At 59.7% G+C, this 16,950-nt stretch carries 18 protein-coding genes; 13 read left to right on the top strand and 5 right to left on the bottom strand.

Annotation, left to right across the window (positions count from 1 at the left end; all coding sequences use genetic code 11):
• Window positions 1-47: 47 nt before the first annotated feature.
• From ACSQ3J_RS07070 to rsmI, 3 genes are all read right to left on the bottom strand, one after another.
• The gene (locus ACSQ3J_RS07070) at window positions 48-1,346 is read right to left on the bottom strand and encodes an extracellular solute-binding protein (RefSeq protein WP_060500930.1); all 1,299 of its coding nucleotides are present in this window, start codon (window positions 1,344-1,346) and stop codon (window positions 48-50) included.
• 104 nt (window positions 1,347-1,450) lie between these two features.
• Window positions 1,451-1,819: a YraN family protein gene (locus tag ACSQ3J_RS07065; protein WP_060500928.1), complete on the bottom strand. Its 369-nt coding sequence runs from the start codon at window positions 1,817-1,819 to the stop codon at window positions 1,451-1,453.
• Window positions 1,809-2,738 (bottom strand): 16S rRNA (cytidine(1402)-2'-O)-methyltransferase, encoded by a 930-nt coding sequence (rsmI, locus tag ACSQ3J_RS07060; RefSeq protein WP_060500926.1) that lies wholly within the window; start codon window positions 2,736-2,738, stop codon window positions 1,809-1,811. Before rsmI ends, ACSQ3J_RS07065 begins: the two co-directional genes overlap by 11 nt.
• Window positions 2,739-2,996: 258 nt before the next feature.
• Here rsmI and dnaN point away from each other — a divergent pair, with 258 nt between their 5' ends.
• The 4 genes from dnaN (at window position 2,997) to pyrF (ending at window position 6,245) form a co-directional block, all read left to right on the top strand.
• Window positions 2,997-4,115: a DNA polymerase III subunit beta gene (gene dnaN / locus ACSQ3J_RS07055; RefSeq protein WP_060500924.1), complete on the top strand. Its 1,119-nt coding sequence runs from the start codon at window positions 2,997-2,999 to the stop codon at window positions 4,113-4,115.
• A gap of 238 nt (window positions 4,116-4,353) precedes the next feature.
• Window positions 4,354-4,950 carry a phospholipid N-methyltransferase PmtA gene (pmtA, locus tag ACSQ3J_RS07050; RefSeq protein ID WP_436038909.1) on the top strand — a complete coding sequence of 199 codons (597 nt, stop codon included), beginning with the start codon at window positions 4,354-4,356 and terminating at the stop codon, window positions 4,948-4,950.
• A 9-nt stretch (window positions 4,951-4,959) separates the two neighbouring features.
• Window positions 4,960-5,550, top strand: a complete 591-nt coding sequence (locus ACSQ3J_RS07045; RefSeq protein WP_060500920.1) for a histidine phosphatase family protein — start codon at window positions 4,960-4,962, stop codon at window positions 5,548-5,550.
• A gap of 2 nt (window positions 5,551-5,552) precedes the next feature.
• Window positions 5,553-6,245, top strand: coding sequence for an orotidine-5'-phosphate decarboxylase (pyrF, locus tag ACSQ3J_RS07040; RefSeq protein ID WP_060501419.1), 693 nt, complete (start codon window positions 5,553-5,555; stop codon window positions 6,243-6,245).
• Here the strand turns inward: pyrF and ACSQ3J_RS07035 are convergent, their stop codons facing one another.
• Window positions 6,246-7,310 carry a right-handed parallel beta-helix repeat-containing protein gene (locus tag ACSQ3J_RS07035; protein WP_060500919.1) on the bottom strand — a complete coding sequence of 355 codons (1,065 nt, stop codon included), beginning with the start codon at window positions 7,308-7,310 and terminating at the stop codon, window positions 6,246-6,248. It abuts the gene before it with no gap.
• Between the two features lie 150 nt (window positions 7,311-7,460).
• On the opposite strand from ACSQ3J_RS07035, the gene ACSQ3J_RS07030 reads away from it, so the two are divergent.
• The 3 genes from ACSQ3J_RS07030 (at window position 7,461) to ACSQ3J_RS07020 (ending at window position 9,265) form a co-directional block, all read left to right on the top strand.
• On the top strand, window positions 7,461-7,748 hold the full coding sequence (locus ACSQ3J_RS07030) for a DUF1330 domain-containing protein (RefSeq protein ID WP_060501418.1): 288 nt from the start codon (window positions 7,461-7,463) through the stop codon (window positions 7,746-7,748).
• Window positions 7,749-7,869: 121 nt separating this feature from the next.
• Entirely contained in the window at window positions 7,870-8,850 is a 981-nt protein-coding gene (locus tag ACSQ3J_RS07025) for a complex I NDUFA9 subunit family protein (protein WP_060500917.1), read from the top strand.
• 250 nt (window positions 8,851-9,100) lie between these two features.
• Window positions 9,101-9,265, top strand: a complete 165-nt coding sequence (locus tag ACSQ3J_RS07020) for a hypothetical protein (protein ID WP_112834648.1) — start codon at window positions 9,101-9,103, stop codon at window positions 9,263-9,265.
• Window positions 9,266-9,362: 97 nt separating this feature from the next.
• Here ACSQ3J_RS07020 and ACSQ3J_RS07015 read toward each other — a convergent pair whose 3' ends face one another.
• The gene (locus ACSQ3J_RS07015; protein ID WP_060500915.1) at window positions 9,363-10,169 is read right to left on the bottom strand and encodes an undecaprenyl-diphosphate phosphatase; all 807 of its coding nucleotides are present in this window, start codon (window positions 10,167-10,169) and stop codon (window positions 9,363-9,365) included.
• A gap of 179 nt (window positions 10,170-10,348) precedes the next feature.
• Between ACSQ3J_RS07015 and ACSQ3J_RS07010 the strand changes: the two genes are divergently transcribed.
• The 6 genes from ACSQ3J_RS07010 (at window position 10,349) to ACSQ3J_RS06985 (ending at window position 16,932) form a co-directional block, all read left to right on the top strand.
• Entirely contained in the window at window positions 10,349-11,041 is a 693-nt protein-coding gene (locus ACSQ3J_RS07010) for a glutathione S-transferase family protein (RefSeq protein WP_060500912.1), read from the top strand.
• A gap of 11 nt (window positions 11,042-11,052) precedes the next feature.
• Window positions 11,053-12,213, top strand: a complete 1,161-nt coding sequence (gene queG, locus ACSQ3J_RS07005) for a tRNA epoxyqueuosine(34) reductase QueG (protein WP_060500910.1) — start codon at window positions 11,053-11,055, stop codon at window positions 12,211-12,213.
• Window positions 12,213-13,085 (top strand): SDR family oxidoreductase, encoded by an 873-nt coding sequence (locus ACSQ3J_RS07000; protein WP_060500908.1) that lies wholly within the window; start codon window positions 12,213-12,215, stop codon window positions 13,083-13,085. The genes queG and ACSQ3J_RS07000 overlap by 1 nt, the downstream gene beginning before the upstream one ends.
• Window positions 13,086-13,543: 458 nt before the next feature.
• On the top strand, window positions 13,544-13,945 hold the full coding sequence (locus ACSQ3J_RS06995) for a septal ring lytic transglycosylase RlpA family protein (protein WP_112834647.1): 402 nt from the start codon (window positions 13,544-13,546) through the stop codon (window positions 13,943-13,945).
• A 187-nt stretch (window positions 13,946-14,132) separates the two neighbouring features.
• Window positions 14,133-15,422, top strand: coding sequence for an RsmB/NOP family class I SAM-dependent RNA methyltransferase (locus tag ACSQ3J_RS06990; RefSeq protein WP_060500906.1), 1,290 nt, complete (start codon window positions 14,133-14,135; stop codon window positions 15,420-15,422).
• A gap of 229 nt (window positions 15,423-15,651) precedes the next feature.
• The gene (locus ACSQ3J_RS06985) at window positions 15,652-16,932 is read left to right on the top strand and encodes an imelysin family protein (protein ID WP_060500904.1); all 1,281 of its coding nucleotides are present in this window, start codon (window positions 15,652-15,654) and stop codon (window positions 16,930-16,932) included.
• Window positions 16,933-16,950 lie beyond the last annotated feature (18 nt).

Genomic DNA, 16,950 nt, shown 5'->3' with positions numbered 1-16,950 from the left:
ATCCGGCCTTCGGCCACCTTCTCCCCGACGGGGAGAAGGGAACCAAATCAACCAGCCGTCTTTGCGAAACGGGCGAGCAGTTCGTTGCCTTCCTTCTCGATCGTATCGAAGGCGTCCTTGACGGAGACTTCGCCAGCGAAGATGCGGCCGTATTCGCGTTCCATGATTTCGCGGATCTGCGGGTAGAAGCCGAGGCGGTAACCCTTCGACCATTCACCAGCCGGCAGCATCAGCTGCTGGATGCCGACTTCGGCAGCAGGCTTTTCCTTGTAGTAGCCTTCAGCCTTGGCCAGCTCGTAGGCAGCCTTGGTAATGGCGACGTAGCCGGTTGCCTGATGGTAGAACTTCTGGATTTCCGGCGAGGTCAGGAACTGGAAGAAGTCGGCAACGCACTTGTTTTCGGCTTCCGGCTTGCCGGCCATTGCAAACAGCGCTGCGCCGCCGATGAAGGACGATGTGCCTGCACCCTTGATCGAACCCCAGTACGGCAGGAAGGTTGCCGAGAAAGGCATCTGGGCCGTCTTGGTCAGGCCGCCGAACGAGCCCGACGAACCGATCCAGAGGGCGGCCTTGTTTTCTTCGAACATCTTCTGGTTATCGTTCCAGCCGGCGCCGTAATAGGCGAAGTAGCCTTCATCGGCCCAGGCCTTCAGCTTGTCGAACATCATGATGAGGTTCGGGTCGGTGACCTTCAGCTGCGTGTCGGTGACGCTGTCGTAACCGTTGTTGTTGGTGGCGAACTGGATGTTGTTGCGCGAGAAGAAGTTCTCGGTGAACTGCCAGGTCAGCTGCGACTGGACGAGCGGGATGAAACCGGCTGCCTTGAGCTTGGGAGCGGCAGCTTCGAATTCTTCCCAGGTCTTCGGGGCTTCGACGCCGGCCTTCTTCAGGGCTTCGTCGTTGATGTACATGATCGGAGCCGACGAGTTGAACGGCATGCCGACGAACTTGCCGTCGCTATCGGCGTAGAAGTAGCGCACGCCATCGATGAAGGCTTCGCGGTCGAACGTGTAGCCGGCGTTGTTGATCAGGTCTTCAGCCGGGATAACGGCGCCCTTGGCGTTGATGATCGTTGCTGCACCAGCATCGAAGACCTGCAGGATGTTCGGCTGTTCGCCCGAACGGAAAGCGGCGATGCCGGAAGCCAGCGCTTCCTCATAGGTGCCCTTGGAAACCGGGGTGAGCGCGCAAGCCGTCTGCGATGCGTTGAACTTGGTGGCGATCTCGTTGATGACTTCGCCATTGCGGCCGGCCATGCCGTGCCACCAGCTGATATTGGTCGCGGCAAACGAGGAGGTGGCGGAGAAAACCAGCGCGAGGCCGGTCATCGTGAATTTCCTGATCATTGTCGTTCCTTTCACCAGGTTTAGGGTGAGGAACCGGCTAAAGCCCTTTCATGACGTCCGCATAACGCTTTTGTGTCGGAACGATTACAACTGTGCACAGCTGTTCAAAAAGCATCGGGAAGATGCAACGGCCAGCGCCACGGTGTGACGGAGATGATGTCATAGCGGATTGAAAGCGCCGCAGAATCCCTTTGTCTCGCGAGCCAGAGGTCGCTTGCAGCGCGGATGCGGCGTTGTGCAAGACCGGAAACGGCAAACACAGAATCTTCCAGCGACCGGCGGGCCTTGACCTCGACGCAGGCGATCAGATTGCCCTTGCGTGCAATAATGTCGATTTCCCCGAGTTTCGTCCGGTAGCGGAAGGCGACGATGCGGTAACCTTTAAAGAGAAGGTAAAGCGCGGCGCGATACTCGGCCAGCGACCCGCGCCGGAGCGCTTTTTTCCTCTTCTGATCCGGCCGCTCAGGTTTCATCCCGGTCTTTGAGCTCCAGGAGCCGATCATAGAGGTCCTTGCGGTTGAGGCCCGTCTGCTTGGCAGCTTCCGTTGCCGCCTTGCCGGTCGACATATCCTTGACGAGTTTTCTGAGGATAGCATCGACGTCATCGGCTTCCGGTGCCGCCGGTGCATCCGGCGGGCCGATGACGAGCACGATCTCGCCCTTGACGGTTCCGCCTTCATCATAAAATGCCTTGAGCTCGGCGAGCGTGCCGCGGCGGAATTCCTCGAAGGTCTTGGTGAGTTCGCGGCAGACCGAAGCGCGCCGTTCGCCCCCCAGTACATCATGGGCCGCGACGACGGCAGCTGCGATCCGGTGCGGCGATTCAAAGAACATCAGGGTTGCGGGAACGTTGGCGAGTTCGGCAAACCGGTCGCGGCGAGCCTTGTCCTTTGACGGCAGGAAGCCCGCAAACAGGAAAGCGTCATTGGGAAGCCCGGACCCGACTAGGGCTGCCAGAGGCGCAGACGCCCCCGGGATGGGCACCACCCGGTGCCCGGCCTCGATGGCGATCTGGCCGAGCCGGTAGCCGGGATCCGAGACCAAGGGCGTTCCGGCGTCAGAAACAAGGGCGACGGACTTGCCCTCGTCCAGCGCTGCCAGAAGCTTCGGACCGACCTCGTTGGCATTGTATTCGTGATAGGCATAGGGCCGGTTGACGATGCCGTAGCGGTCGAGCAGCACGCGGGTGACGCGGGTGTCCTCGCAGGCCAGCACATCGGCCCCGGCCAGTGTTTCCAGCGCGCGCAGGGTAATGTCGGAGAGATTGCCGATTGGGGTGGCGACCAGGTAGAGCGCCGGTTCCAGCGGCCGTGCGGGCACCGCGACATTGTGCAGACGGTAGCCCTTCTGCCGCTCGTTCGTCTGCGTTTCGCCCGATGCCTGCTTTTCCAAAACGGTATGCCCTCATGCCTTTGCCTGCCGTTCATCCGGCGCCCGGTCTTTATGGGTGAGCGGCGGCACTTCGGCAAGAGCCGCGGATTTGCGGCAATGCAAACATTACTGGGGCTCAACCACCGTTACCTCTTGCTTTTGACGGCTTGTTTCTGCCATTTTGCCCGTCCACATCTTCCCCGTCCGAAAGGGGACACTTCAAAAGTTCAAGCCGGGAGGCGCGGCCCGCCCGGCGATGGTTGAAAGCGGTAGCATCTCATGCGCATTACTCTCGAGCGGTCCAATCTCCTGAAGTCGCTGAACCACGTTCACCGTGTGGTCGAGCGTCGCAATACCATTCCGATCCTCTCGAACGTGCTTTTGCGCTCCGACGGCGCCAGCCTCGAAATGAAGGCAACCGACCTCGACCTCGAAATTACCGAAGCGACACCGGCACAGGTTGAGACGCCCGGCGCGACGACGGTGCCGGCGCATCTGCTTTACGATATCGTTCGCAAGCTGCCGGATGGTTCGGAAGTGGCGCTCGCCACCAATGCCGAAGGCACGGCAATGACCGTCCAGTCCGGTCGCTCGAAATTCTCGCTGCAATGCCTGCCGCAGTCCGATTTCCCGGATCTGACCGCCGGCGCGTTCACCCACACCTTCCGCATCAAGGCGACGGACCTGAAGATGCTGATCGATCGCACCCAGTTTGCGATCTCGACGGAAGAGACCCGCTATTACCTGAACGGCATCTATATCCACACGATCGAGAGCAAGGGCCAGCTGAAGCTGCGCGCCGTCGCCACCGACGGCCATCGTCTTGCCCGCGCCGACCTCGAAGCGCCGTCGGGTTCGGAAGGCATGCCGGGCATCATCATCCCGCGCAAGACCGTCAGCGAATTGCAGAAGCTGGTCGACAACCCGGATGTGGTCGTTACCGTCGAAGTATCGGATGCGAAGATCCGCCTGACCATCGGTTCGATCATCATGACCTCGAAGCTGATCGACGGCACGTTCCCGGATTACCAGCGCGTCATCCCGGCCAATAACGACAAGGAACTGAAGATCGATTGCCAGTCCTTCGCCCAGGCTGTCGACCGCGTCTCGACGATTTCGTCCGAGCGCGGCCGCGCCGTCAAGCTGGCGCTGTCGGACGGACAATTGACGCTGACGGTCAACAACCCGGATTCGGGCAGCGCCACGGAAGAACTTCCTGTCGGCTATGACAGCGATCCGCTGGAAATCGGCTTCAACGCCAAATACCTGCTCGATATCACCGCGCAGCTTTCCGGCACCGATGCCGTTTTCATGCTGGCTGATGCGGGCTCGCCGACGCTGGTGCGCGACATGGCGGGCGATGACGCTCTCTATGTTCTGATGCCGATGCGGGTTTAGGCCTGACAGGAATTTGAGATGGAAAACGGCCGGACCTGATCCGGCCGTTTTCGTATGCAGTTATCCGATGGCGAAAGCAGGATTAACTGGTTGTTGGCAGACTGATTTAATGACGCGAAATGACTTGTTTTTGTCGCTCGTGGCAACGCATAATCATTTCGGAGTTGGAGACGCTGCGTTTGCGCCGGCAGGCATGAAGCCTGGTTGGAGAAGCAGGCGAGTTTTGCTGGAGATACGCATGAATTTTCGTCTGAAAGAGCGTTTTGGCAAGAAATTCGACGAGGAAATACGTTTCTTCAAGGGCTGGCGAAGCAATATGAAGGCTGTCGGCTCGATCGTGCCGACATCCGGAATCACTGCCCGGCGAATGGCGAGCGTCGTCAATCCGCATTCAGGCCTGCCCGTTCTTGAGCTTGGCCCCGGCACCGGCGTCATCACCAAGGCAATCCTGCAGAAGGGCGTTCAGCCGGAAAACCTGGTGTCGATCGAATTTTCCACCGATTTCTACCAGCACCTAGTCAAGACCTATCCGGATGTCGATTTCATCAACGGAGACGCCTTCGATCTCGACAAGACGCTTGGCCCACGCCGTGACCAGCAATTCGACAGCGTCATTTCCGCCGTACCGCTTTTGAACTTTCCGATGCACATGCGGGTCTCGCTGATCGATGATCTCCTGTCGCGCATCCCCGTTGGCCGTCCGGTCATCCAGATTTCCTACGGTCCGATGTCGCCCGTTGTTGCGATGCCCGATCGTTACCAGATTTCCCATTATGATTTCGTCGTCCGCAACATTCCGCCCGCACAGCTGTGGGTTTACCGCAAGACGCATTGAGGACGGTCGATGTTCGGCGTTTACATTACCCATCCGCAAATCCGGCTTGAACCGGATGTGCCGGTTCCCCGCTGGGGGCTGTCCGAGATCGGCGCCGGACGCGCCGAAAGGACGGCGCAGCAGAGTTGGGTCAGCCAGCTTTCCCGCATCCTTTCCAGCGACGAGACCAAGGCGCTGGAAACGGCCGCAATCCTCGCGCGTTCGGGCGGCGTCGAGGTGGAGGTCCTGGAACATTCCGGCGAAAACGACCGCTCGGCCACAGGTTTTTTGGTGCCCGAGGAATTCGAGAAGGCGGCCAACTGGTTCTTCGCCAATCCAGAACAGAGTTTCCATGGTTGGGAGCGGGCGGCCGATGCCCAGAAACGGATTGTGACGGCGGTCACTTCGGTATTGGACCGGCATGATCCGGCAAAGCCGATTGCCTTCGTCGGGCATGGTGGTGTCGGCACGCTGCTGAAATGTCACCTGGCGGGGCTGCCCATTTCACGCAGTCATGATCAACTGGCGGGTGGCGGCTGCCTCTACGCATTTTCCCTTGCAGACCGCTCCCTTGCATGCGACTGGACCGCCATGGAGCATTGGCAAGGATGGCAAAAATGACTGTGACCGCACGTGACCGGCTGATCGTCGGGCTTGATATCCCAACCATCGGCGAGGCGGAAGCTATCGTCAAAGCGCTTGGCGATGACGTGCTGTTCTACAAGATCGGCTACCAGCTGGCCTTTGCCGGTGGTCTTGAGTTCGCCCGTGATCTGGCCGCCGATGGCAAGAAGATCTTCCTCGATATGAAGCTGCTCGATATCGACAACACGGTTGCCAAGGGCGTCGAGAATATCGCCAAGATGGGCATGTCGATGCTGACGCTGCACGCCTATCCGAAGGCAATGCGGGCGGCCGTTGAAGCGGCAAAAGGCTCTGATCTCTGCCTGCTTGGTGTTACCGTGCTGACATCGATGGACGAGCAGGACGTCATCGACGCCGGTTATGAATACGATCCGCATACGCTGGTGCTGCGGCGTGCCGAACAGGCCCGCGCCGCTGGCATGGGGGGCATCGTTTGCTCGGCTGAAGAGTCCGCCGCAGTCCGCAAGGTCGTTGGCCCGCAGATGGCGATCGTCACCCCGGGCATCCGCCCGGCCGGCAGCGACAAGGGCGACCAGAAGCGCGTGATGACGCCGGCCGATGCGTTGCGCGCCGGTTCCAGTCATCTCGTCGTCGCCCGCCCGATCGTCAAGGCCGCCGATCCGCAGGCCGCGGCCCGCGCTATTCTCGGTGAAATGAGCGGCGTGCTCTGATCAATTGCCGTTGTCCTCGACCCGGTTGCTCGGGTCGGTATTGCGAATGAGGGAAGTGCTGCCGCCGATCAGGCGGTTGCCTGTCACGGTGTTGAACTGCGCGAAGTCCAGCGAGCTGATGCTGCTGCCGAAGGGATGTGCGGGGTCGCGGAAGCAATAGCGTTGCGCGCCGTTGCGTGAGTTCAGCCAGACGGCGGGCTTCGCCATGAATGCCATCTGGTATTTGAAGGTGTTGCCGGAAATCGTGTTGTTCTGTGGTTTCTGATGGCGGATCGTGCCGCCTTCGCCGCAGTTGCGATAGACAAAAATGCCACCATTGACCGGATTGTCGAAGACATTTCCACGGATCATGTTTCTCGCCGCCCCATCGATGGCAAGCTGCTCGCGCCGGCTGTTTACTGCAAACCGATTGCCCGAGATCGTGTTTTCCGCCGACTCCGCATCGAGATAGAGGGCCGGCCCATCGCTCTGTCCCGTAAAGGTGGAATTTTCGACACGGACCTTTGTGACGCCTGGCCCGATATAGAGAGGCACCCTGGTATCAGCGATGAATGTCAGGGCGGAAAGCGAGATTCGCGTCGGCGCCGATGCCTGCGCAAAGGCCGTATGGCCGGCAGTCAGAGATGACGATTGGACGGCTTTCGCCTGGCCGTTGGTGCCCAGACCTTGAAGGCGAAGCGCCCCTTTGATCACGCAGTTGCGCACGGTGACATCCGATGGTGCGCTCCAGTCACCGTTTTTGCCTTTGGTGGAGCGTATGAGAATGCTCGGCCGGCTGAAGTTGACCGAGCCGCGCGATCCGTCAAGCGTGGCGCCCTTGCAGTCCAGCGTCATCCCCGACGCATTGGCGCCAGAGAAGATCAGGCGTTTGGTGATGATATCGCCGGGCGACAGGGTCAGATTGCAGCGCAGTTCGACAGTTGCATCCTGTTTTGCCGCTGGAGCCTTTACCGCCGCATAGACGCTGGCACTGCATTGCGTGGGCTTGGCCTGGGGTGCCCCGGGATACAGGAACAATGCAAATAGTCCGCCGGACAGCGCTGCAATTCTTCTGTAGGCAAACATGCTCGGTCTTCCGTGATTTGTGCGGCTCAAGCGCCGGTTGTGAAGCTGTCGCATTTTTCTGAGACGTTTCCATATCTTGACCGGTCAAATGATTTGACGGAAGAAGCCGAAACGATAATTCTGGCTTGCAACGAATTTAGGGAGATTGCCATGGCCAAGGGCTACTGGATTGCGCGGGTCGATGTCCGCGATGCCGAGCGTTACAAGGATTATGTTTCTGCGGCAAAGCCGGCGTTTGAGAAGTACGGCGCCAATTTTCTGGCACGCGGTGGCGCTTTCCAGCGATTGGAGGGCGATGTGCGCGGCCGCAACGTGGTGATTGAATTCCCATCTCTGCAGGCTGCCGTCGACTGTTATCACTCTGCGGAATATCAGGTCGCTGCCGGCATTCGCCAGCAATGTGCCGATGCGGAAATGGTGGTCGTCGAAGGTATCTGATGCACTGCAGCAACTGCGGCGTAAAGCGGCAGAAAAGCCTTTGCGATAAGCCTTCCCGTCGCCCGACGATTGGGCTATGTAGCTCATATACGCCATACTGCAGATCAGGAGTGCCTGTGCCATGACTTTGTCCAATCTCCCGCCGCTCGTCACCGTTTTCGGCGGTTCCGGGTTTGTCGGCCGGCATGTCGTGCGGGCTCTGGCCAAGCGCGGCTTTCGCATTCGGGTTGCCGTTCGCCGCCCGGATCTCGCCGGTTTCCTGCAGCCTTTGGGCAATGTCGGGCAGATTTCCTTCGTTCAGGCCAACCTGCGCTACCGCAAGTCGGTCGATGCGGCGGCTCAGGGTTCCGATCATGTCGTCAACTGCGTCGGCATCCTGTTCGAGAGTGGACGCAACACATTCGATTCGGTCCAGGATTTTGGTGCCCGCGCCGTGGCGGAAGCCGCACGGGGTGCTGGTGCGACACTGACGCATGTGTCCGCCATCGGGGCCGATGCCAGCGCTGAATCGCTCTATGCCCGCAGCAAGGGCCGTGCCGAAAAGGCGATCCTGGAGACCGTTCCAGACGCCGTCATCCTGCGGCCGTCGATCGTCTTCGGACCGGAAGATGGTTTCTTCAACAAGTTCGCCGAAATGTCGCGCTTCTCGCCGGTGCTGCCGCTCGTCGGCGGTGGCGAAACCGCGTTCCAGCCGGTCTATGTCACCGACGTTGCCGAAGCGGTCGCCAAGTCTGTCGAAGGCAAGGTTGCCAAGGGCCGGATTTACGAGATCGGCGGCCCGGAAGTGCTGACCTTCAAGAACTGTCTCGAAATCCTCATGAAGACGATCGATCGCAAGCGCACCCTGCTGCCGATCCCGTTTGGCATCGCTTCCCTGATCGGCTCTGTCGCCTCGATGGTCCCGTTCATCGCGCCGCCGCTCACTGTCGATCAGGTCACGCTGCTGAAGAGCGACAATGTCGTGTCCTCGAATGCGCAGGCCGAAGGGCGCACGCTGCAGGCGTTCGGCATCGCGCCGACGTCGGTCGAGGCCGTGCTGCCATCCTATGTGGTGCGCTACCGTCCGCAGGGCCAGTATTCCCGGTCCGGCAGCGCCGCCTGATCGCGCCGCATACCGCTTGAAATCTACAGTTTGATTGAGCCGCCGGTACTCCCCGGCAGCTTCTTTTTGCCCGTCACAGAATAAAACGTTGCAGTTCTGCCTCACTTAAAAAAGCGATTGGTCTTTACCGTCGATTCAACATGTATCGATATTGATAACGACAGTTCCAGCACATACACAGCAGCCGCGCCGCATCGTTCACACAAGGAACAACCGGCTCCATCATATCACCTTGAGAGGCACATTTTTTATGGGCAAGTCGATCGCGATTTTCTTTGCGTGCGCGGCACTTATTATCCTGGCTGGATCCTTCGCTGCGCCGAAGACGGTCGCCAGCAATCACAGCGGTTGCGCGCCGGCCTATGGCGTCGATCCCTGCACGACGGCGTCGATCGGCACGCTTGCTGCAGAATAAGAGTTTCCGCCTTCTCGCGAAGGCGGCACAGACTATGGCGGGGGCCAGGAGCCGCATGTACTCTCTTCATTGAGGTGCATGCGGTTTTTTATTGGGCTTAACCGAACAGCCACAGGCCGATGAGGCCGGCCGTTCCGACGAGGATGCGCCAGATCGCAAATGGCGCGAAGCCGCGGCTGGAGACGAAGTTCAGAAGCGAGCGCACCACCAGCAGCGCGGAGACGAAGGCGGCGATGAAGCCGACGGCGATCAGCGTTGCATCGTTGAAGTCGAGCGCGGCCCGGTTTTTGTAGAGATCAAGCGTGAAGGCGCCGAGCATTGTCGGCATCGCCAGGAAGAACGAAAACTCTGCGGCAGAACGCTTGTCGGTTCCCATCAGAAGCGCGCCTGCAATCGTAGCGCCGGAGCGCGAAGTGCCGGGGATCATCGCCAGGCACTGGAACAGGCCGATTTTGAGGGCCAGCGAGGGTGGATAATCCATGACGTCGCGGTATATCGGCTTCAACGGCATACGATCGATTGCATAGAGAATGATGCCGCCGATGATCAGGACGACACAGATCAGCATCGGCGTTTCGAACAGCACGGTCTTGATGAAGTCATGCGCAATGGCGCCGATCACGGCAGCCGGCAGGAAGGCGAGCAGGACCGAGAGAACAAACCGCCGCGCCTTTGCGCTGGATGGCAGAGCCATCGCGATTGACAGCAGGCGCTGGAAATAAACCAGCAAGATGGCGAGGATCGCGCCGAGCTGGATGAGGACGGCGAAGGTATTGCCGGGGGACTTGAAGCCAAGAAAATGCCCGGCGAGCAGGACATGGGCGGTGGACGATACCGGAATAAATTCGGTCAGGCCTTCGATAAGGCCAAGGATAAGCGCACTGATGATCGATTGATCGGCCATGAATTAAGCTTCCCTGAAGCATTGGAGGTTAGGCTCTGGGGCCAACGAAGGGCATTGGCTGATTCGCTTGTGTTTGCGGCAGCAAGTTCCTATAGCTTTTTCTAACGCAGCGTGGCCAGACGAAACCGCCACGAGACAGCCACCCCCCTCCCAACCGAACTGACGAAATCCGATAGCTTATGCCGACACTTTATCACCACCCGATGTCCACATCCTCCCGGTTCGTCCGTCTGATCCTGTCGGAATACGGCTATCAGACGGAGTTGGCGGAGGAGCAGCCTTGGGAAAAGCGGCGGGATTTCCTGACGCTCAATCCAGCAGGCACCTTGCCGGTCTATGTCGATGACAGCATGCGGGCACTCTGTGGCGCGATGGTGATTTCCGAATATGTCGACGAAACCCATGGCGTGCTGAAGCGCGATCGCCGTCTTCTGGCGGAAGACCCGTTCCAGCGCGCGGAAATCCGCCGTCTGGTCGAATGGTTCCTGCAGAAGATGGAAGCCGACGTGACGCGGCCCCTGGTGCGGGAGCGTATCTTCAAGCTGCAGATGACGCCCGATCAGGGTGGCGGCGCCCCGGATTCGAAAATACTGCGCACATCGCGCTCGAATATCCGCCAGCACCTGAAATATCTCGGCTGGCTTGCCGGTTCGCGGACCTATCTGGCCGGCGACCGGTTGTCCTATGCCGATCTTGCTGCAGCGGCTGCCATTTCGGTTCTGGACTATCTCGGTGAAATCGACTGGTCGGAAGCGCCGGCTGTGAAGGATTGGTATCAGCGTCTGAAGTCGCGTCCGTCGTTCCGCCCGCTGCTGGCCGAGCGTGTGCGTGGCGTCACGCCGGTTTCCCATTACGCCGATCTCGATTTTTAAGGAGCGGTTCGGTGCCCGGCAATGCGCTCCTGGAGGAGAAGCATGACAAGCGGCGCCGGACGCTGACCAGCTTCCTGAAGGACGAAGCCCGCGACAAGGGTTTCGATGTCTGCCGGGTGACGCTGCCCGCTTCCATTCCGCAGGCGCCGGAACGTCTCGCCGATTTCCTCGCCGAAGGCTATCACGGCACGATGGACTGGATGGCTGACACGGCCGACCGCCGGGGCGATCCTCGCGTGCTCTGGAGCGACGTGCGCTCCGTCGTCTTATTCGGCATGAACTACGGGCCGGACGAAGACCCGCGCTCCATCCTTGATAAGCCGGAACGCGGCGCCATTTCCGTTTATGCCCGCAATCGCGATTACCATGATGTGATCAAGGGCAAGCTGAAAGAAGTGGCAACCCGGTTTGCTGCGCGGGCAGGCGAGGACGTCAAGGTCTTCGTCGATACGGCCCCCGTGATGGAGAAGCCTCTGGCTGAGCAGGCCGGCCTTGGCTGGCAGGGCAAGCATACCAATCTCGTCAGCCGTGAGTTCGGCTCCTGGCTGTTTCTCGGCAGCCTGTTCACCACCGCTGACCTTTCGATTGATACGCCGGAACGGGATCACTGCGGTTCCTGCCGCGCTTGCCTCGATGCCTGCCCGACGGATGCATTTCCGGCACCCTACCGGATCGATGCGCGCCGCTGCATTTCCTATCTGACGATCGAGCATAAAGGCCCGATCGATCCCGCCATTCGCCCAAGGATCGGCAACCGGATTTATGGCTGCGACGATTGCCTGTCGGCCTGTCCGTGGAACAAGTTTGCCGCCGCTGCCTCCCAGATGAAGCTGAAGGCGCGCGAGGACCTGAAGGAGCCGCCGCTGTCGTTTCTGCTGACGCTCGATGATCCCACTTTTCGCACGTTCTTTTCCGGCTCACCGGTCAAGCGTATCGGCCGTGACCGGTTTGTCCGCAACTGTCTGATTGCAGCTGGAAATTCCGGCGAGGCGGGCTTGGCCGAGCTCTGTCTTGGTCTGGCGGGTGATCCGTCGGCGGCCGTGCGGGGGATGGCGATCTGGGCCTTGTCGCGCTTGATGACGGCTGGTGATTTCTCCGAATTTGCGGCAAGACGGCAGGACGAGACCGATTCCGAGGTGCTCGCCGAATGGAAACTGGCAGGAGTTGACTGATGCATGTTCTGGTTCTGGGCGCCGGTTTTTCCGGATCGGCAATCGCCAAGGCTTTTTTGCCGCTGGCGCAATCAGTGACCGGGACAACGCGCTCTGAAGACAAGCTCGCTGGTCTGCGTGATCTGGGCCTCGATGCACTGGTGTATGACGGTGTGACGATCTCGCCCGAACTTGCCGCTGCCATGAAGCAGACGACGCATCTCATCCAGTCGATCGCGCCCGGCCGGGACGGCGATCCGGTGATGCGTCCCGGCGCATCGCCGCTTGCCGGCTTGATGCCGAATTTGCAATGGGCTGGCTACCTCTCGACGGTTGGCGTCTATGGCGATCATGGCGGCGCATGGGTGACGGAGGAGGCATCGCTGGAACCGGTCTCCGCCCGGTCCGTCGAGCGGGTTGCTGCTGAACAGGCGTGGCTGGCCTTCGGTGAGGCCGCCAATATACCCGTCGCGGTGTTGCGGCTCTCCGGTATCTATGGGCCCGGCCGTAATGCTTTCTGCAATCTTGCCGCTGGAACCGCGCGCCGCCTGATCAAGGCCAATCAGGTCTTCAACCGCATCCGTGTCGAGGATATTGCCGGCTCTGCCGTCTTTCTCTCCGGCCGTTCGATTGGCGGCATCTATAATGTCACGGATCACGAGCCGGCGCCGCCGCAGGATATTGTCGCCGAAGCCGCCCGCCTGATGGGCGTTGAGCCGCCGCCGGAGATGCCCTTTGAAACCGCCGAGCTTTCACCAATGGCGCGGTCTTTCTATGGAGAGAACAAGCGTGTTTCCAATACACGGCTGCGTGATCTCGGATTCGTCTTCCGCTTCCCAGACTATCGGATTTCGCTAGCGGAATTGTGGAGTAACGGCCACTGGCGCGGCTGATATTTCAAGTAAAAGGCGGTTCGGATAGTCTATGATCTGTCTCTGATAGACCAGATAAATTGTGGCCAAATATCGTTGTATCCATGACCGTTTGGTCTAGGAAAATGACAAGAATATCTCCGTAGTGCTGCCATTTTTGTACACCTATAACGGGAATACTGGATTCTCTAGCTTCAAAATCAGCCGGATTTGGCAAATTTCAAAAAATTGAATCCTTTTTCTTGAACCGATAGATGTTCACGCCGATGTGAACGGCCTTTGGCAGACTAACGCCTGAATCCAAAGCACTTCTGCAGCTTTGTGACAGAATTTCAAAATTTCGTAATTTTAATTTTTCGGAGATTGGTAATATTTCCTAATGCAACGTTAAAGGTTGAAGCACGTTTTCGCCATTTTTCCCCCTGAAAACCCAAGCCTTCGTAAGACTTAACTAAATTTCAAGCGAAGGGGTCATCTGTTTGATCAAGATGAAGATCACGTCTGCTGCTCTTGCTGCAGCTTTTGCCTTGGGGGCAACTTTTACTGCAGTGACACCAAGCCAGGCTGCACCTGGTCAGGCAAAGGCTACTCCGGCCAAGGCTGGTAATTGCGGTGGGGCATCCTGGTACGCCCTGACGTCGCGCACCGCGTCCGGCGAACGGATGAATGCATCTTACCTCACCGCCGCGCACCGCAATCTCAAGTTCGGCACCAAGGTTGCCGTCACCAACAAGCGCAATGGCAAGACCGTCGTCGTTCGCATCAATGACCGTGGCCCCTTCATTCGCGGCCGTGTGCTCGATCTCTCCAAGGCCGCCGCTTCCCATATCGGCATGATCAACTCCGGCACCGCCAGCATCTGTTATCGCGTCGTCGGCTGACGGCAGAACAACACGCCTGTCCGGGAATTGTTCCGGATGGATTTGATACGGGTCATCCGGGCAAGGATTTCGCCTTCCGGTAATGACCATAGCCTCCCATCTGGTCAGCATTCGTCACACGCAAGCACCTCCCGGCTTGCTCTTGACGGCCATCACCGCTACCACGGCGGAAAATGGAGTTTGAAAGATGCGACTGGGTGGCAGGCTCGCCGGAGCCATTGAGGTTCTTGCCGATATCGAAACGCGCAAGCGTCCCGTGGCCGATGCCCTCAAGGATTGGGGGCTGGCCCATCGGTTTGCCGGGTCCGGCGACCGCGCCGCGATCGGCAATATCGTCTATGACGCGCTGCGCATGAAACTTTCCCACGCCTATCTGATGGACAGCGACAGCGCGACCGCGCTCGGCCATGCCGTGATGTTCCGCCAGTGGGGCGTTTCGCCCGAACAACTGGCCGCGGAACTGGATGGCGACAGGTTTGCGCCCGAGCCCCTGACCGCCGAAATGGTTGCTGCCTTTGCCAGCCGCACGCTCGACGATGCGCCGCTGCATGTTCAGGGCGATATCCCGGAATGGGTGCAGCCGTCCTTTGAAGAAAATTTCGATGAAGACTGGCTGGAGGAGGCACAGGCTCTGGCTGGCCGTCCGGCGCTCGACCTGCGCGTCAACACGCTGAAGGCGACCCGCGACAAGGTCTTGAAGGCACTGGATCGCAGCGGCGTCGAACCGGCAGCGATTGCTCGCAACGGCATTCGCGTCAAAGCGGGCGAGGGCGCCTCGCGCCTTCCCAACGTGACTGCCGAAATCTCCTTCGAAAAGGGCTGGTTCGAGGTCCAGGACGAAGGCTCGCAGATCGTTTCCGATCTTGTCATGCCGAAGGAAAACGAGCAGATTCTCGATTATTGCGCCGGTGGCGGCGGTAAGACGCTGGCCATGTCCGCAGCCATGCACAACAAGGGCCAGATCCACGCTTATGACACGGACCGCAAGCGCCTGGCCCCGATCATCGAGCGGCTGAAGCGCGCGGGCACCCGCAATGTGCAGGTCCATGACCGGCTGGAGGGGCTGAAGCCGTTTACCGGCAAGTTCGATCGTGTGCTGGTCGATGCACCCTGCACCGGCACCGGAACCTGGCGCCGCCGCCCGGACACAAAGTGGCGGCTGACGCAGAAGAACCTTGAGGAGCGGCTGGGCCAGCAACAGGAAGCGCTGGCCGGTGCTTCATCCTTCGTGCGCCCCGGTGGTCATCTGATCTACGTCACCTGTTCGGTTCTGCCAGAGGAAAACGAGGCGCAGGTCTACGCGTTCTGCGAGGACAATCCCGAGTTTGAAATCCTGTCGGCCGCCGACGCCTGGGCCGATCTGTTCGGCACCGACAAGCGGCAACCCTGGTCCGCGGACATGAAGACCGTGACGCTGACGCCGGCATCGACGGATACCGACGGCTTCTTCTTCTGCCTGATGGGCCGCAAAAGCTGAGCGCCCTGAAGACGCTTTAGCCGGGGTCACAATAGGTCTTGCGGCGGGTTTTACTGCCGCATCCACATTGAAAACATTCTAAACTATACACTTTGACACAAGTTTGATTTTGGTCCATGAAAACCGGGCTGAATAGCCACGTCCATCCATCGGGCCGCGCGGCTTGCGCGACCGGCGGAGCCGGGCGGTGGGGAACGCCGAATTCATTCGGACAATACCAGGAGAGGTCATGACCAAATCATTCCTTCGCAGCGCCGCGCTGGCGCTTGCCACCGCAACGTCGATGCTGGCGCTGCAACCGGCGCAGGCTGCCACCGACGCAGCCGCCGTCGTCAAGCATTATGCCGATGTCGCCCACGCGAAATTCTCGGATGCACTCTCGACCGCTGAAGCGCTCGACAAGGCCGTCGATGCCCTGATCGCTACACCGAGCGAAGCGACGCTGAAGGCCGCCCGCGAAGCCTGGCTTAAGGCGCGCAATCCTTATCAGGAAACCGAAGTCTACCGTTTCGGCAACCCGATCGTCGACGAATGGGAAGGCAAGGTCAACGCCTGGCCGCTGGACGAAGGCCTGATCGACTACGTCGATCCGAGCTATGGCACGGAAAGCGACGAGAATTCGCTGTTTACTGCCAATGTCATTGCCAACAAGACGATCAAGATCGACGGCAAGGATGTGGACGCGACGAACATCACCCCGGGATTCCTGGCAGGCACGCTGCAGGAAGCCGGCGGTATCGAGGCGAACGTGGCAACTGGCTACCACGCTATCGAATTCCTGCTCTGGGGCCAGGACCTGAACGGCACCGGCCCGGGCGCCGGCAACCGTCCGTATACCGACTATGACGCCAAGGCCTGCACCAACGGCAATTGCGACCGCCGCGCCGCCTATCTGAAGGCCGCCAGCGATCTGCTCGTGTCGGACCTGAAGGAGATGGTCGCCAACTGGACGCCGGATGGCGCTGCCACCAAGAATGTCGAAGCCGATCCCAAGGCTGGCCTCGGTGCTATCCTGACCGGCATGGGCTCGCTCTCCTATGGTGAACTGGCCGGCGAACGCATGAAGCTCGGTCTGCTTCTGCACGATCCGGAGGAAGAGCATGATTGCTTCTCCGATAACACCTACAACTCGCATCTTCATGACGCGATCGGTATCCAGTCGGCCTATACCGGCGAATATACCAAGGTCGATGGCACCAAGGTGACCGGCCCGTCACTGTCCGAACTCGTTGCCGCCAAGGATCCGGCGCTCGACAAGGAAATGAAGGAAAAGCTGGCGGCCACCATCACCGCGATGCAGGCCATGGCCAAGCGCGGCGAGACGGTTGAAAAGTACGACCAGATGATCGGTGAAGGCAACACCGAGGGCAATGCCGTCATTCAGGCTGCCATCGATGGCCTGGTTGCGCAGGCAAAGACGGTCGAGCGCGTCATTGCGTCGCTGGAGCTTGGTACGATCGAGCTTGAAGGTTCCGACAGCCTGGATAATCCTAACGCTGTCTTCCAATGAGAAAGCAAAGGCGGGCCG

The sequence above is a fragment of the Rhizobium sp. LjRoot98 genome (genome assembly GCF_964252935.1).
Classification (GTDB): domain Bacteria; phylum Pseudomonadota; class Alphaproteobacteria; order Rhizobiales; family Rhizobiaceae; genus Pararhizobium.
The sequence above is the reverse complement of the archived record's forward strand: the minus strand, read 5'-3'. Positions and strand labels throughout refer to the sequence as shown.

Excerpts from the sequence above, each read along its gene's own strand:
- ACSQ3J_RS07070 (WP_060500930.1), bottom strand. The coding sequence starts at position 1,346 with ATGATCAGGAAATTCACGATGACCGGCCTCGCGCTGGTTTTCTCCGCC.
- ACSQ3J_RS07065 (WP_060500928.1), bottom strand. The coding sequence starts at position 1,819 with ATGAAACCTGAGCGGCCGGATCAGAAGAGGAAAAAAGCGCTCCGGCGC.
- dnaN (WP_060500924.1), top strand. The coding sequence starts at position 2,997 with ATGCGCATTACTCTCGAGCGGTCCAATCTCCTGAAGTCGCTGAACCAC.
- pmtA (WP_436038909.1), top strand. The coding sequence starts at position 4,354 with ATGAATTTTCGTCTGAAAGAGCGTTTTGGCAAGAAATTCGACGAGGAA.
- ACSQ3J_RS07045 (WP_060500920.1), top strand. The coding sequence starts at position 4,960 with ATGTTCGGCGTTTACATTACCCATCCGCAAATCCGGCTTGAACCGGAT.
- ACSQ3J_RS07035 (WP_060500919.1), bottom strand. The coding sequence starts at position 7,310 with ATGTTTGCCTACAGAAGAATTGCAGCGCTGTCCGGCGGACTATTTGCA.
- ACSQ3J_RS07030 (WP_060501418.1), top strand. The coding sequence starts at position 7,461 with ATGGCCAAGGGCTACTGGATTGCGCGGGTCGATGTCCGCGATGCCGAG.
- ACSQ3J_RS07025 (WP_060500917.1), top strand. The coding sequence starts at position 7,870 with ATGACTTTGTCCAATCTCCCGCCGCTCGTCACCGTTTTCGGCGGTTCC.
- ACSQ3J_RS07020 (WP_112834648.1), top strand. The coding sequence starts at position 9,101 with ATGGGCAAGTCGATCGCGATTTTCTTTGCGTGCGCGGCACTTATTATC.
- ACSQ3J_RS07015 (WP_060500915.1), bottom strand. The coding sequence starts at position 10,169 with ATGGCCGATCAATCGATCATCAGTGCGCTTATCCTTGGCCTTATCGAA.
- ACSQ3J_RS07010 (WP_060500912.1), top strand. The coding sequence starts at position 10,349 with ATGCCGACACTTTATCACCACCCGATGTCCACATCCTCCCGGTTCGTC.
- ACSQ3J_RS07000 (WP_060500908.1), top strand. The coding sequence starts at position 12,213 with ATGCATGTTCTGGTTCTGGGCGCCGGTTTTTCCGGATCGGCAATCGCC.
- ACSQ3J_RS06990 (WP_060500906.1), top strand. The coding sequence starts at position 14,133 with ATGCGACTGGGTGGCAGGCTCGCCGGAGCCATTGAGGTTCTTGCCGAT.
- ACSQ3J_RS06985 (WP_060500904.1), top strand. The coding sequence starts at position 15,652 with ATGACCAAATCATTCCTTCGCAGCGCCGCGCTGGCGCTTGCCACCGCA.